Source organism: Actinophytocola sp. KF-1, assembly GCF_054661535.1.
In genome coordinates, this window is sequence record NZ_BAAFVK010000007.1 from 325,451 (window position 1) to 339,422 (window position 13,972).

The following is a 13,972-nucleotide window of genomic DNA, read 5'->3' on the forward strand; positions in this document are numbered from 1 at the left end:
CACATGGCCAACGATGGCATCCCCTACGTCATGGCGTACGGATACATCACAAAAACCCTTGATGCAGTCCAACGCGCGCAAACTCCAGATCGATTCACGCAAGATTTTCTAGCTACACGCCTGAACATCAAAGGCGGGACAGCCAAAGCCGTAATCCCATTCTTGAAAAAGACTGGTTTCCTCTCATCGGATGGGACCCCGACTGAACTATACAAGCAGTTCCGCAACGAAGCACAAGCTGGCTCAGCCGCCGCTACCGCACTACGAACTGGCTTTAATCGCCTCTATGAGATGGACGAGCGCGTCCACGAGCTTTCTGACGATAAACTAAAGGGCCTCATCATTCAAGCGTCGGGCGTCGAAGGGAGCAGCTCCACCCTCCAAGCGATGGTCGGCTCATTCAAGACACTGCGGGCGTACGCGAACTTTGATCAACCCAATTTGACCGCCGATGAAGATGATGAGCCTGAGACCAATCCGCGAACCACCATCCAACCAAGCTCATCATCTTCGAACGCTGTTCACACGCCCACCGGACGCATAAACCTGGGTTACACCATAAATCTCAACCTCCCCGCCACGTCCGATGTCGCCGTCTTTGATGCGATCTTCACGAGCTTGCATCAACATCTTATGAGCTGACATGGGGGCCACGCATGTCCGACGAGCTAGGTAGAGTCAAGCAGTTCATGATGACAAATCTTCTACTCGAACATAATCTGAGTCAAGTCGAAGGTCACCTCGGCATCAATGTAGTCCATCGCGAGCGCGACCAACCCGAGCGAGACACCTCATACTATCCTCAGATCGAGAAGGAGTTTCGCTCCGAAGCTGCACGCATGGCACCGCACTACGAGATCTTCTACTCACTAGAGAAAACAATCAGGGCCTTTATAACCGACGCACTAAAATCTCTGGACTCCACAGACTGGTGGCAGGTGAGCGTTCCAGAGAAGATAAGGACCGACGTCGAAAACCGACGACAACGCGAGATTGACACAGGCATGACGCCACGCTCAGATGACGCGCTGGACTTTACAACATTCGGCGAACTGGCCGAGATAATAAAGACGAACTGGTCGGTTTTCGGAGGAATGCTATCGAGCAGAAAAGCAGTGGAACGCGTAATGTCCAACCTCAACTCACTGCGCGGGCCAATCGCGCACTGCAGTGCACTCGCCGAAGACGAGATTGTCAGACTTCGACTGTCTGTGCGCGACTGGTTCCGACTTATGGACTGAGAAGAGCGCGACGCGGCCTGCGGCACGACAGCAGGCCACGTCACTACTCTACTTCGCTCCTTCATACCAACCGAGTGCCTTTTCGCTCCGCTCGTGCGCCGCTGCCTCGAGACCACCAATCACCTTCGCGTAGATCTGGTGCAGCACAGCCACGCTGTGACCGGCCCGCTCAGCGCACTGAGTCGAGGGCACCCCGGCCGCGAGGCACGTCGACACGCAGGCATGCCGGAGGTCGTACGGCCGACGCGCCAAGAGCGAGACGTACTCCTGCTCCGAGAACGCCGCCTTCCGCGCGTCGTCCCACACCCGGGCAGAGCATCGCGGCCTCCTCGGGCCGCGACGCCGCGTAGTACATGACCGCGAAGAACGCCCGCAGCATCGGCCCGGACGACCGCCGAGGCTGCCCCTCCACGACCTGTGCGGCCACGGCGTCGAGCAGCCGCTCCCCCTGCCGGACGTTGATCACGACCCGCTTGTCGACGGCCCGGACCGTCTTGGGCGCGGTCCACTTCACGGCTCCGAGGTTGTTCGCACCGAGCGCCTGCAACTCGACCGCGTAGTCGAGAGCGTTGTAAAGCACCGCCCGCTTCCGCGTGAACGTCTTCGCGGCCGCCTGCTTGCCGTCGAGCTTCAACGACAAGGCGTGTGAGCCTGCCGCAGCATCGCGAAATCCTCCTTCCGAGACACGGGCAGCGTGTGCGCCGCGACCCAAGCCAGCGCCCGCGCGATCTCAGGCGGCTTGCACATCTCCCGCCGCTTCGTGTTGAAGGTCCAACCGGTCAGCGCCCACCTGATCGTCCGGTCGTCAGGCCCCCCTTGTCCGTCGTGAACATCACCGGCGTGACCGTCTGGTACGACGAGACGAACTGGTCGCCGCCGCTCGGCGACGCCGACTCGCTGTTCGTCAAGGAGCTCGAGGGTGACAACAACGCCGCGGAGATCATCGCCCGGTTGGTTGCTTCGGCTCCTCCGTGCGGCACGTGGTGCTGATGGCTGCCATGGGCGTCGACCACGCCCCGGAGGCGCCGCGTCGCGCGCCCTGAACTGGCTGTGGAGAACTCCGGCAAGCGGTGGATCATTCTGTGGCAGAACTGGTTCTGCAGAACTTCGACGACGAGCAGGTCTTCGTCAGGAGGCTGCGCGAGGACAACGACGTGTGCGCGGGCACCGGCGACAGCCGGATCGGCTTCCTCGACACCCGGGACCTCGCCGACGCCGGCGTCACCGACTCCGCCGCCCCGGACCCGTCACGGCCGGGCCGCCGGCCAGGCCTCGGCTCCTGGCGGTTTCAGCCATATCCGAAACCGTTGAACGGGACGCGACCTTCTGGTTGGGTTTTTGTCAGAACCGAATCACCTGATACGGGGGAAACAACCGGTGAAATCCAGAATTGGTGTGTTGCTGGGCGGCGTGGTCGTGGCGTTGCTCATGACGATTTCCGGCATGGGGGTGGCCGGTGCGACGGCGGATCGCATCGATTTCGTCGGGCAGGCGCGAGCCGCGGGGCTCGCGACCGGCAAGGCCGACGCCCTGCAGGCCAAGGTGGACCGCTATCTCGTCGCGCTCGAGGGGCGCGGCACGCAGGTGTCGCCGAACCAGATCGACCTGGGCGGGGCGGTGCTGACCGTCGCCGTACCGGGTGAGGCCACGCCGCGGCAGTTCGGGGCCGCGGGAGTTCCCCAGTGTGCCGGGGCGTCCGCCAACTACGAATGGTTCTGCGCGTACCAGTACGAGCATTACACCGGCGACAACATCGGCATGTGGAGTTGCGGTTACTACCCCATTCCGTGGGTCACCATCGGCTCCTACCAGAACAACCAGACCGCCGGCACTGTCCCGACGGTGTATTTCGACGGCGGCACCAGCGAGAACCTGCCGCCGGCCCGCCACGACGAGAGTGAGTGGGTGCCCTGGTACCGGATCCACACGGTCAGGAACTGCTGACCGCCGGCGACGGGCCGCATCCCGTGAGTGCGGCCCGTCGCCGTCACCCGGCACGGTCCGCGTAGGGCACCTCGAGCAGGAGAGCGCCGCGATCGGACAACGTGTGCCTCGCCGAACCGTGGTGGCGACGCGTGATCACCAACCCCGCGTCGCGGAGCACTGTCGCGTGCTGGGACGCGCTCGCCGGGGACGTGCCCAGCGCCGCCGCGAGTTCGGTCGTGTTCACGTGCGGTCGCTCGGCGATCGTGAGGAGCACGGCCGCCCGCGTGCGGCCCAGCAACGCGACCAGTGAACGCGAACGCCGCGGCTGTCCGGCATCGGTGGTGGTCACCCAGTCGAGGCCGCGTTCGACCGGGTAGACCAGCACGGGCTGCCGGTCCTGGTCGGCGAGCGTGATCGGGTTCTGCCAGCAGAAGAACGACGGGACGAGCGTCAGGCCGCGCCCGCGCAGGTGCAGATCCTGGTCGACGGGGTACGGCAGCGCGAGGACCTGACCGTCCCAGCGGGCTCCGGCGTGCAGCGTGTGCAACACGTGCTCGAGACCTCTGCTCACCACCAGCTCCGCGCGCCGCGCCCGGTTCTCGCGGACGTGGGCGCGGATCGTCGACCAGTGCGGCGCCAGCACTGTCCGGTGGTAGTGCCTGATGCCGTCGGCCAGACGGCTGAGCGTCGGGACATCGCCGTCCGCCACGTCGCGCATCCACGCGGGCACCGCACGCTCCGCCGCGAGCACACCGATGTCGGCGCGCAGGACCCGCCGTTCGGTACTGAGCAACGCCTCCAGCGCGGTGTCGAGGTCGGCGCTCTCGACCGCAGGGGTGAGGAAGTCCGGCGAGTACCCCTGGGGGCGGGCCAGCGCCATCAACGCCCGCGTGGACGGCCGCAGCGCCGCCCGCGCGAGCCGCCGCCACTCACCGAACACCACGGCGCCCTGCTGCGTCTGCACCATGTGCATGCTCAGCAGCGTCTCCCACAACGGGTGCGGCTCGTCGAGAACCCGTACCCGGAGCAGATCGTCGAGCGTGAAATGGACGCGCAGCAACCGCCTCACCCCCCGGTGTCTCCTCTGCCGGCTCCCAGCAGCCGGACGAAGCCCCTTGACGTCCTCCGAAAGCACAGACACCGATCGGCCGCGCGAGGAATCGGCGGTTCCGGTATGCCTGCCTCACCATCGTAAGGGAACGCTCCCTTACGTGACGCCTCGCGGCGGCTTCACCATCCCCGTGCGACGTCGTCCACGGCGAGGAACGGTTCGTCGACGACGGTTGCCGGGGTCACGCCCGTGTACTCCGTGACGTCGCGGTGCAGGTGGGACTGGCCGGCGTAGCCGGTGTCCGCCGCCACGCCTGCCGCCGCCTGACCCGCGACCAGGCCGTGGACGGCGTGGTCGAAGCGGACCAGCTTCGCGGCTCGCTTGGGCGGCAGGCCGATCCGGGACCGGAACCGCGTCCACCGGCGTGTGCGGCTCCACCCCAGCTCGGCCGCCAGGTCCTCGACGCGGACCGTGCCGCGGCTCGCGCTGATCCGGTGCCACGCCCACGTCACCTCGCGGTCCACCTGCGCGCCCCACCGCCCGGCCGGCCACCTGTCCGTCCACGCGAAGCGCTCCTGCCACGAGCCGAGCTCGCCCAGCCGCTCCGCGAGCGGCGCCAGCTCGTCGAGGCTCACGGTCCCCCGCCGGCTCCGTCACCGCCGGGCCGAGGACCGCGTGTGCCACCACCGGTGACAGGCGTACCCGCGGGCACCGGAAGGACTCCGCGCGCAGGGCGTGGAGGGTGTCGCCGAAGCCCAGTCCCATCACGAAGCTGCCTGCCGTGCCTGCCACGGCAATGGTCCCGTCGAACACGAGGATGCTGCGGAACTTTTCTCCAATCCCGCGCCGCGCACCGGCGGCGAAGGTGCTCCTCATGACCGCGATCCACACACAGCAGGACGGACCTGCGCTGCTGCTCATCCACGGGACCGCCGCGTCGCTCCGGACGTGGGACCCGCTGGTCCCCGTTCCTGACCCGTGCCCACCACGTCGTCCGGGTCGACCTGCCCGGGTGCGGGCGGTCGGCGCCGTGCTCGACCGGCTCGGGGTCGGGCACGCCACCGTCGGCAAGCTGCTGCTGGTGCTGTTCGGCGACGAGGACCTCCGGTGGCGGCCCTCGTCGGCGGACGACTACCGGGGCGATCCTCAGTGGACACACGAGCGGCCCCGCGGTGCGGGAATCACCATGTATGTGTCCACTTTCCCCCGCGTCTCGATTTTCGTTCGCCGGGACGATTCGGTAACGTCGCGAGAGCAGGAACGACTCCCGGGTGGAGAACGCACGGCAGGTCACCGGCGACACGCTGTTCCGGAAGTGACGAGGATTGCGACGACCACAGGCACGGACCCGCGCACTGCTCCTGGCGTGCGCGGTCGGCGCCGCGGCCTGCTGGTTCGGGGTGCGGCCCGCGGCGCCGGAACCCCCGTCCGCGCCGCGGCTCGCCGTCGACCCCGCGCCGACCTCGGAGCTGCCGACCACGACGAGGGCCACCACGACGACCACGAAACCGCCGCCGCCCGCGAACGCCTGCGGCACGCTGGCGGCGAAGCTGACCCTGCGTGACCGGCTCGGCCAGCTGGTGATGGCCGGTCTCGACCCCGCCGACGAGGTCGCCGCCGCCCACGTCGTCACCGTCGACCGGGTCGGCGCGGTCTTCATCGGCGGCACCGCGACCCGCCTGCTCACCGGCGGCAGGCTCGCCGCGCTGCGTGCCAAGGCACCCGTCCCGCTGCTGACCGCCGTGGACGAGGAAGGCGGGCGGGTTCAGCGCATCGACGCGCTCGACGGGCCGGCGCCCAGCGCCCGCCGTCTCGCCGCCACCATGAGCCCCGCGCAGGTCACCGCCCTCGCGCACCGCCGGGGCGAGCAGCTGCGGGCCCGCAGCGTCGTGATGGATCTGGCGCCGGTCGTCGACGTCAGCGACGCCCCGGCGAACACGGTCATCGGCGACCGGTCGTTCAGCCCGGACCCGGCGACGGTCGGCACGTACGCGGGCGCGTACGCCGACGGGCTGCGCCGCGCCGGTGTCATCCCGGTGCTCAAGCACTTCCCCGGGCACGGCAGGGGCAGCGGCGACTCGCACCTCGGGCTGGTGCGCACGCCGCCGCTGGCCGCGCTGCGGGCCGACGACCTGCTGCCCTACGCCACGCTCATCCCCCAGGGCCAGCCGGTGGTGATGCTCGGGCACCTCGACGTGCCGGGCCTCACCGACGGCGTGCCCGCGTCACTGAGCCCCGCCGCGTACCGGCTGCTGCGGGAGGACTACCGGTTCACGGGCGTGGCGATGACCGACGACCTCGGCGCGATGCGGGCCGTCACCGACTCGTACTCGCTGCCCGACGCCGTGGCCACGGCCATCGCGGCCGGTGCCGACATCGCGCTGTGGTCGGCGCCCGCGCCCGCCGCGCCGGTGCTGGACCGGCTCGAAGGCGCCGTCCGCACCGGTGAGCTGCCCGCGAGCCGGGTACGGGACGCGGTGACGCACGTGCTCCGGCTCAAGACCGGCTGCGTCTAGCGAGGTGCCGGGGCGGCCGTGCGCCGGAGCGTGGCGTGAGTTCGTCAGCGGTCCAGGCCGGCCAGCAGTTCGTCGAGGAAGTGGGCCGCTTCCTCGGCCGCGCGGACCGGGTCGCGGTCGGCGATCGCGTCGATGATGCCGCGGTGCTGGATGTGCTCGGCCGGGCCGAGTTCCCGGTGGGTGGTGGCCGCGACCGATGCCGTGACGGTCTCCGTCAGGCCCCGGTACAGCTCGGTCAGGAGTGCGTTGTGCGCGCACGCCACCACCGCGAGGTGGAACTCCGCGTCGGCGTGGACGAAGTCGGCGAAGCGGGCGTCGCGCTGGGCGGCGTCCCGCTGGTCGTGGAGGTCGCGCAGCCGGGCCAGCTCGTCCTCGGTGCGGCCGGTCGCCGCCAGGCGGGCCGCCTCCACCTCCAGCATGCGCCGGACCTGCAGCACCTCGCGCAGTTCCGCACCGCACAACCGGCGGATGGCACCGGACACCTCGCTGGTGGCGCGGACGTACGTCCCGTCGCCCTGGCGGACTTCCAGCAGGCCGCTGTGGGACAGCGCCCGCACCGCCTCACGAATCGTGTTGCGCCCGACGCCGAGGGTCGACGCCAGTTCCGGTTCGGTCGGGATGCGGCTGCCGACGGGCCACTCGCCCTGCCGGACGGCCTCCCGCAGCTGGTCGATGACCTGGTCGACCAGGCCGGCGCGGCGCGTTGTGGCCAACGGCACGGATACGTCCTTTCACCCAATCATCCTATGTCTGCCTACACTACTCGTCGTGTCCGTGAGAACAGAGCCCAGGGTCGCGACGCGTGTCGGCGGTGGCGTGCTGCTCGCGGTCGCCGTCGTGCTCGCCGCCATGAACCTCCGGCCCGCCGTGACCAGCGTCGGGCCGCTGCTGGACAAGGCGCAGGCCGACCTCGGCGCCACCGCGACCTGGGCAGGCCTGCTGACGACGCTGCCCGGCGTGTGTTTCGCCGTCGCCGGGCTCGCCGCGCCCGCGCTGGCCCGCCGCGTCGGCATCGGCGCGGCCGTGGCGTACGCGCTGGGTGTCCTGGGGCTCGGGCTCGTGCTCCGGGTGCTCGACGGCCCGCTGGTCGTCCTCGGCGGCACGCTCGTCGCCAGCGCGGGCATCGCGCTCGCCAACGTGCTGATCCCCGTGGTGGTGAAGGACTCCTTCCCCGCCAGGGTCGGCATGATGACCGGCGTCTACACCGCGGCGCTGCAGGGCGGCGGCGCGCTCGGCTCGGCCGCCGCGCCGCCGATGGACGACCTGCTCGGCGGCTGGCGCGCGGCGTGGGCGGGCTGGGCGGTGCTCGCCGCCGTCGCGCTGGTGGTGTGGCTCGTCGCCATCCGCGGCCGGGTTGCGGGCCGCGGCCCTGGCCGGGCACGGGGCCGTTCGCTCCTGCGCAACCGGCTGGCGTGGACGGTGACGGTCTTCTTCGGGCTGCAGGCGTTCTTCGCCTACATCGTCATGGGCTGGTTCCCGCTGGTGCTGATGGACGCCGGCGTCAGCAGGGGCACCGCGGGCCTGCTGCAGGGCATGATCTCGCTGCTGGCCGTGCCGATCAGCCTGGTCGTGCCCGCGATCGCCGCGCGGCAGGGCGGCCAGACGTGGTGGATCGTCGGCCACAGCGTGATCGGGGTGGCGGGCATCGTCGGCCTGGTCGTCGCGCCGTCGGCCGCGCCGGTGCTGTGGTCGGTCCTCGTCGGCGTCGGGATGGCCGTGTTCTCGCTGGCGCTGACGACGATCGCGCTGCGTGCCCGCAGTGGTCCGGACACCGCGTCGTTGTCGGCCATGGCCCAGGGCTACGGCTACCTCATCGCCGCACCCGGTCCGCTGGTGTTCGGCCTGCTGCACGACGTGACCGCGGGCTGGACCGTGCCGTTGCTCATGGTCACGGTCGTGCTGGTCGCGCAGGCGGTCGTCGGCGGCCTCGCCGGGCGGGACCGGTTCGTGTGACCACCGTGGCCGGCGGGGAGTTCCCGCCGGCCACGGGCCCGAGGAGAGCGCGGACGCTGGGTTCCGGGAAAGGGATAGGAGGAAGCGTCCGCATGGCCTCGGTTGTCACACCGGCATCAGCGCGCTGAGCCGGTCCAGCGTGTACACCGCCGAGCCGTCCGGCAGGCCGTCGGGTGCCTCGATGCCGACGAACGTCACCGGCTCGTCCGGCACCCGCCCGTCCCACACCGCCACGTCGTTCCGCGCGCCCCAGAGGCCCACGAGGTAGGACATGGTCAGGTACCGCCGCTCGACCAGTGCCCGCACCCGGTCCGCGGTGGTGAACCTGTTCTCCTCCACCCGGTTGAACGCCGGGCGCCCCGACATGTACAGGTGCAGCCACACGGCCTCCCAGCCGCGCTTCCGCTTCGCGAACACCACCGGCAGCGCCACCCGGCCCCGGCCGCGCATCTGCGAACGCGACCGCACGGTCCTCGGGTCGAACGGCGCGCCCCGCTGGCCGCGCGCACGGCCCTGGAACCCGAACATCGACTCGGCCACCTCGTCGAACGACTCGCCCGAGTAGATGTTGACCTGCGGCACCACGTACCGCCCGCCGACCGACAGGGGCACGTCGATGAACTCGGTCGCACCGTCGGGCGCGTCGGTGATGTCACCGGAGTGCACGGCGCCGTCGTGGTGGTAGTTCGTCCACGACACCTGACCGGCCGTGTGGAACCGCTCGTCGAGCAGCAGCACGGACAGGTCGTAGTCGGTGCGCCGCGCGGTCTGCCGCCAGTAGGTGAAGAACCGCAGCAGCTCACCGGTGACCCGGGCACGCGAACCCCTCGGCAGCACCGCGAACCCGCCCTCGGCCGCCTTCCCCGACAGGGGCAGGGCGACGTCGAGCACGTCCGGGTCCACCAGCACCGGCCGCTCGAACACGGGCAGCCGCGCCGCGATCTCCGCGTCGAGCCACGCCGTCAGCTCCGCCACCAGGTCGGCGGGCAGCGGCGGCCGCGTGTCCGGCCCGACGTGCGCGTGCCGCGAACGGCCCACGTACATCCGGCACGGCGCGGGCGCGGTCCGGTTGGCGACGTGCTCACGCAGCGAGCACAGCACCCGGCCCGACGCCGAGCCGAGCGCACCGGCGACCGCCTCGACCACCGTGTCCCGCTCCGCCGCCGACGCGAGCCGCAGCAGCCGGTCGGCCGACCGCAGCAGCAGGCCTGGCGCGGACGACAGCACGGAGGCGGCCGTCCCGATCGCCCCGGCCCGGATCGCCGCCTCGGCGTGGCCCGCGAGGTTGCGCACCCTGCGCTCCCCGCGCGCCACCGCGAACACGTCCTGCGCGTGCGGCCACCGGCCGTACTCGTGCGGGTGCAGCCGCTCGCCGAGCCGCTTCCACGGCTCGGCGTGCCGGGCGACGTCACCGAGCTTGCCCGGGTTCGCCGCGACCACGTCGTTCAGCGCGGCCAGCATGGTCCGCCGCTCCGCGCGCCCGAACGCGCGGAACCGCGTCGGCGTCGCGAGGGAGACGTCGCCACCGGAGGCCTGGCACGCCAGGCGCAGCACGTCGGTCGTGGTGTCGACCGCGACCAGCGGCATGCCGAGGACGAGCCGGACCTCGTTGACCACGGCCCGGTTCTCCCGCACCGGGATCGCGGCGGGCTGCTCGCCCTCGGCGCACACGAGCGCGAGGTCGGACAGCACCGCGAGGTCGGCCTCGCCGAGCGGCGTCGACCCGCCCGCCAGCGACAGGTACAGCCGGGTCGCCTCCACCTCGGCGGTGTCCCCGAGGTGCAGCACGGTCAGCCGGTCCCCCGCCGCGGCGACGAACTCGTCGTGCGCGGCGAGCAGCTCGGCGTAGGTGTGCTGGTAGGTGCCGTAGCCGGGCAGGCTGAGCAGGTCGACCGCGGGCACCACGGCACGCAGCTCCGCGTCGGACGCCGCGACGCCGTCGGCGAAGACGGCGGCCCGCAGCCGCTCGACCCAGAACTCCACGGTGTCCGGCACGTCGTCCGGGAACCCGATGAAGTAGGCGTTGTGGCGCACGTGGTCGCCGACCAGCGCACGCACCGCGGCCACGGTCGTGGTCGCGAGGTCCAGCGCGGGACCGGTGGCGAGCCCGCCGACGTGCGCGAGCAGTGCCCGCGACGCGGTGAACCCGACGTCGAGCAGCGCGGCGTCCAGCTGCCGCGCCACGGCCGTGCCGTCGCCGGCCGCCCCCGTGCTCGCCGGCACGCGCAGGGTCTTCTGGATGATCAGCTCCTCGAACACGGGGCCTCCCTTCGTGTCGTTCGGGTGTCCACAGTGGAGCAAATGTGGTCGCGCGTCCTGGTGTCGATCCAGGGTCCCCGGGGCTATGAATCCCGGGTGGCCGCCTCGCCACGCGCGTTTGGGCCTCGGCCACAGCGGAGGATGCAGGATTCGAACCTGCGCGACGCTCGCGCGCCGACCACCGATTTCGAGACGGGTGCCATTACCGGGCTCGGCCAATCCTCCAGGGGTGGGGTCGCCGGGGGCTCGAACCCCGAACCAGTCGATCCAACAGGTGGAAGGAAGCGCGTCCATGCCCGCGTGCGCGGAGAGCGGACGTGCTGCACAGTCGACTGCTCTGCCAGTTGAGCTAGCGACCCCGAGACAGACATGCGTACCCCCAGCCGGATTCGAACCGGCGCCCGTCGGCCTCGGAAGCCGCCGCTCTCTCCGCTGAGCTACCGGGGTGTGGTGGAGGGTGGAGTCGAACCACCTCTTGTCGTGCGACACCCGGTTTACAGCCGGGTCGGGCTCCACAGCCCAGCTCCACCATTCGCCCGCGTTGTGCCGGGGCGAAAATGTCTGCGCCACTGTTCAGTTGTCGGCCAACAATTGTTTTTCGCGCACGGCGAAATAAAGAAAGCCGCCCGGTCGGATTCCCGACGGACGGCTCCCTGGCGTGACATCACCACGTCACGGTGGGGAGCCTGGCTCGTACGAGTGCCGATATGACCGGCACTCGACGGCGGACGCGACACCGTTCAGGTGCCCCGTCGGCTTCTCGTGCATTCGGTCGGTCATCATTCACTCCTGTTCGATCCGGCCCGGCAATCATGTCCCGTCCCGCCCGGCACCGTCAACCATTTTCGGCGAAAAAACACGAGCACGGATTCGCTCGTTCGCCGGTGCCGGGCGCGCGGCGGTTCGGCGACAATGGCAGGCATGGGCTCCCCGACCGTCGGTGTTGAGGAGGAGTACATCGTCGTCGACGAGGACACGCACCGGCCGGTGCCCGCCGGCGGCGCCGCGGTCGCCGAGCTGTCCGATGTGGACTTCCAGCGCGAGTTCTCCCCCGCCCAGGCCGAGTTCGTCTCGCCGGTGTGCGCGGGCCTCGACGACGTGCGGCGCGAACTGCTGCGCGGGCGGCGGGCGCTGGCCGCGGCGGCACGCGGGCACCGCGCGCTGCTCGTCGCGACCGGCAGCCCGCCGCTCGGTCGGCCCGGCCCACCGCCGGTCACGGGCGAACCGAGGTACCGGCGGCTGGTCGACGCGTACGGCGCGCTCACCGACGACCAGGGCATGTGCGGCTGCCACGTGCACGTCGGCGTGCCGGACCTCGAGCACGCGGTGCTGGCGAGCAACCACCTGCGGCCGTGGCTGCCCGCGCTGCTGCTCCTCGGCGCGAACTCGCCGTTCCTCGACGGCCGCGACACCGGGCACGCCAGTTGGCGCACGACCGTGTGGGGCCGCTGGCCGGTCGCCGGTGTGCCGCCGCACTTCCGGTCCGCCGACGAGTACGAGGCGCTGGTCGCGCGGCTCGTCGCGGCCGAGGTGCTCCTCGACGCCGGGATGGTCTACTGGTACGTCCGGCCGTCCCGGCACGTGCCGACGGTGGAGGTCCGGGTCGCGGACGTGCCGATGACGGTCGGCGAGACCGTGCTGCAGGCCGCGCTGACCCGCGCGCTCGTGACGACGGCCCTCGAGGCGCGGCGACCGGTGCCCAGGGTGCCGGACGAGGTGCTGCGCGCCGCGTGCGCCCGCGCCGCGCTCGCCGGGCCGGACCGCCGCTGCCTCGACCCGATGACCGGCCGCGCGGTCGCGGGCTGGGCGCTGGTGGACGCGTTGTTCGCACACGTGCGCCCGGCGCTCGACGCGCTCGGCGACCTGGACGCGGTCACGCAGTGCCTCGGGTGGGTGCGTGCGCACGGCTGCGGCGCAGGCAGGCAGCGGGCGGTGCTGCGCGCGCACGGGGACTTCCGCGCGGTGGTCACGGCGCTCGCGGCCGCGACCACCGGCGGTTGAGTCATGGCTGCCCGGTCGGCACCACCGCGACCGGGCAGGCCGCGTGGTACAGCAGGTGCTGGCTGGTCGAGCCGAGCAGCAGCCCGCGGAACCCGCCGCGCCCGCGGCTGCCGACGACGACCAGCCGTGCGCCCTCCGCGTGCCGCAGCAGGGCGCGGCTCGCGCGGTCCCGCACCACCTCGCGGGTGACCCGGACGTCGGGGTACTGCTCCTGCCAGCCCGCCAGCCGCTCGCCGAGCACCTCGTGCGCCTCCTCCGCGACGCGGGTGATGTCGAGCGCCGCGGGCTCGCCGGCGAACGCGATCTCCAGCAGCAGGTCGGTCCAGGTGTGCACGGCGACCAGCTCGGCGTCGCGGGCGGACGCCTCGGCGAAGGCGAACGCGATCGCCGCCTCGCTCGCGGGCGTCCCGTCCACGCCGACGACGACCGGCCCGTCCCGCCCCGGCTCGCGGACGACGACGACCGGGCACGTCGCCCTGGTGACCAGCGAGACGGCGGTCGACCCGATGACCAGCCCGGTGAACCCGCCGAGGCCCCGGCTGCCGAGCACGAGCACGGCAGCGTCCGCCGCCGCCCGCTCCAGCGCGGGCACGGCGGGCGCCTGGACGTCCACGACCTCGACGTCGAGGCCCGGCACGGCGGCCCCGGCCGCCTCCCGGGCCCGGTGCAGCCACTCCTTCCCTTGCGCGACAAGGGCGTCGTGCAACATCCTGACGTCGACGAAGCCCTCCGGGTAGCCGACCGGGATCTGGTAGGCGTGCACGATGCGCAGGTGGGTCTCCCGGTGCCGGGCCTCGTCCGCCGCCCAGCGCACCGCCTCGAGCGCGGACTCGGAACCGTCGACGCCGACCACGACAGGTGGCACGGGCATGGGTCGTCCTCCTGGGGTGTCGATGACCTCCGGCCACGATGCCACCGCCCACCACCGGTCGCCACCTGTGGGCGGAGTCGGAAGACCCGCCCCACCGGCACCGGCCGACCGGTTAGGGTGGGCGGGGAGCCGTCCGACCACATGGGGGTAGCCG

13 protein-coding genes and 4 tRNA genes are annotated in these 13,972 nt (G+C 71.2%); 7 read left to right on the forward strand and 10 right to left on the reverse strand.

From position 1 onward, the window contains the following. The first annotated feature begins 3 nt into the window (after positions 1-3). Both ACYQ77_RS23035 and ACYQ77_RS23040 read left to right on the forward strand, forming a co-directional pair. Positions 4-642 (forward strand): DUF5343 domain-containing protein, encoded by a 639-nt coding sequence (locus tag ACYQ77_RS23035; protein WP_459714569.1) that lies wholly within the window; start codon positions 4-6, stop codon positions 640-642. 14 nt (positions 643-656) lie between these two features. Continuing rightward, the gene (locus ACYQ77_RS23040) at positions 657-1,241 is read left to right on the forward strand and encodes a Swt1 family HEPN domain-containing protein (protein WP_459714571.1); all 585 of its coding nucleotides are present in this window, start codon (positions 657-659) and stop codon (positions 1,239-1,241) included. A 169-nt stretch (positions 1,242-1,410) separates the two neighbouring features. Here ACYQ77_RS23040 and ACYQ77_RS23045 read toward each other — a convergent pair whose 3' ends face one another. After that, entirely contained in the window at positions 1,411-1,881 is a 471-nt protein-coding gene (locus ACYQ77_RS23045; RefSeq protein ID WP_459714573.1) for a hypothetical protein, read from the reverse strand. A 200-nt stretch (positions 1,882-2,081) separates the two neighbouring features. Here ACYQ77_RS23045 and ACYQ77_RS23050 point away from each other — a divergent pair, with 200 nt between their 5' ends. Both ACYQ77_RS23050 and ACYQ77_RS23055 read left to right on the forward strand, forming a co-directional pair. Further along, a complete protein-coding gene (locus tag ACYQ77_RS23050; RefSeq protein WP_459714575.1) occupies positions 2,082-2,231 on the forward strand; it encodes a hypothetical protein in 150 nt (49 codons plus the stop codon). Between the two features lie 387 nt (positions 2,232-2,618). After that, a complete protein-coding gene (locus ACYQ77_RS23055; protein ID WP_459714577.1) occupies positions 2,619-3,185 on the forward strand; it encodes a hypothetical protein in 567 nt (188 codons plus the stop codon). Positions 3,186-3,228: 43 nt separating this feature from the next. Here the strand turns inward: ACYQ77_RS23055 and ACYQ77_RS23060 are convergent, their stop codons facing one another. Then, positions 3,229-4,236 (reverse strand): ArsR/SmtB family transcription factor, encoded by a 1,008-nt coding sequence (locus ACYQ77_RS23060; protein ID WP_459714579.1) that lies wholly within the window; start codon positions 4,234-4,236, stop codon positions 3,229-3,231. 161 nt (positions 4,237-4,397) lie between these two features. Further along, positions 4,398-4,853: a helix-turn-helix domain-containing protein gene (locus ACYQ77_RS23065; RefSeq protein ID WP_459714582.1), complete on the reverse strand. Its 456-nt coding sequence runs from the start codon at positions 4,851-4,853 to the stop codon at positions 4,398-4,400. 690 nt (positions 4,854-5,543) lie between these two features. On the opposite strand from ACYQ77_RS23065, the gene ACYQ77_RS23070 reads away from it, so the two are divergent. Then, the gene (locus ACYQ77_RS23070) at positions 5,544-6,734 is read left to right on the forward strand and encodes a glycoside hydrolase family 3 N-terminal domain-containing protein (protein ID WP_459714583.1); all 1,191 of its coding nucleotides are present in this window, start codon (positions 5,544-5,546) and stop codon (positions 6,732-6,734) included. Positions 6,735-6,778: 44 nt separating this feature from the next. On the opposite strand, the gene ACYQ77_RS23075 is transcribed toward ACYQ77_RS23070, so the two are convergent. Then, positions 6,779-7,453 (reverse strand): FadR/GntR family transcriptional regulator, encoded by a 675-nt coding sequence (locus tag ACYQ77_RS23075; RefSeq protein ID WP_459714585.1) that lies wholly within the window; start codon positions 7,451-7,453, stop codon positions 6,779-6,781. A 49-nt stretch (positions 7,454-7,502) separates the two neighbouring features. On the opposite strand from ACYQ77_RS23075, the gene ACYQ77_RS23080 reads away from it, so the two are divergent. Continuing rightward, positions 7,503-8,687, forward strand: coding sequence for an MFS transporter (locus tag ACYQ77_RS23080; protein WP_459714587.1), 1,185 nt, complete (start codon positions 7,503-7,505; stop codon positions 8,685-8,687). A 105-nt stretch (positions 8,688-8,792) separates the two neighbouring features. On the opposite strand, the gene ACYQ77_RS23085 is transcribed toward ACYQ77_RS23080, so the two are convergent. The 5 genes from ACYQ77_RS23085 to ACYQ77_RS23105 form a co-directional block, all read right to left on the reverse strand. Continuing rightward, positions 8,793-10,946: a TerD family protein gene (locus tag ACYQ77_RS23085; protein ID WP_459714589.1), complete on the reverse strand. Its 2,154-nt coding sequence runs from the start codon at positions 10,944-10,946 to the stop codon at positions 8,793-8,795. Positions 10,947-11,081: 135 nt separating this feature from the next. Beyond that, positions 11,082-11,171, reverse strand: a tRNA-Ser gene (locus tag ACYQ77_RS23090). Between the two features lie 5 nt (positions 11,172-11,176). Then, positions 11,177-11,306 (reverse strand) — tRNA-OTHER (locus ACYQ77_RS23095). Positions 11,307-11,320: 14 nt separating this feature from the next. Further along, positions 11,321-11,393: transfer RNA gene (locus ACYQ77_RS23100), tRNA-Arg, on the reverse strand. A 1-nt stretch (position 11,394) separates the two neighbouring features. After that, positions 11,395-11,476: transfer RNA gene (locus ACYQ77_RS23105), tRNA-Tyr, on the reverse strand. 391 nt (positions 11,477-11,867) lie between these two features. On the opposite strand from ACYQ77_RS23105, the gene ACYQ77_RS23110 reads away from it, so the two are divergent. Beyond that, on the forward strand, positions 11,868-12,947 hold the full coding sequence (locus tag ACYQ77_RS23110) for a carboxylate-amine ligase (protein WP_459714591.1): 1,080 nt from the start codon (positions 11,868-11,870) through the stop codon (positions 12,945-12,947). Position 12,948: 1 nt separating this feature from the next. On the opposite strand, the gene ACYQ77_RS23115 is transcribed toward ACYQ77_RS23110, so the two are convergent. Continuing rightward, positions 12,949-13,818, reverse strand: a complete 870-nt coding sequence (locus tag ACYQ77_RS23115) for a universal stress protein (RefSeq protein WP_459714593.1) — start codon at positions 13,816-13,818, stop codon at positions 12,949-12,951. Between the last annotated feature and the right edge of the window lie 154 nt (positions 13,819-13,972).

Excerpts from the sequence above, each read along its gene's own strand:
- ACYQ77_RS23035 (WP_459714569.1), top strand. The coding sequence starts at position 4 with ATGGCCAACGATGGCATCCCCTACGTCATGGCGTACGGATACATCACA.
- ACYQ77_RS23040 (WP_459714571.1), top strand. The coding sequence starts at position 657 with ATGTCCGACGAGCTAGGTAGAGTCAAGCAGTTCATGATGACAAATCTT.
- ACYQ77_RS23110 (WP_459714591.1), top strand. The coding sequence starts at position 11,868 with ATGGGCTCCCCGACCGTCGGTGTTGAGGAGGAGTACATCGTCGTCGAC.
- ACYQ77_RS23115 (WP_459714593.1), bottom strand. The coding sequence starts at position 13,818 with ATGCCCGTGCCACCTGTCGTGGTCGGCGTCGACGGTTCCGAGTCCGCG.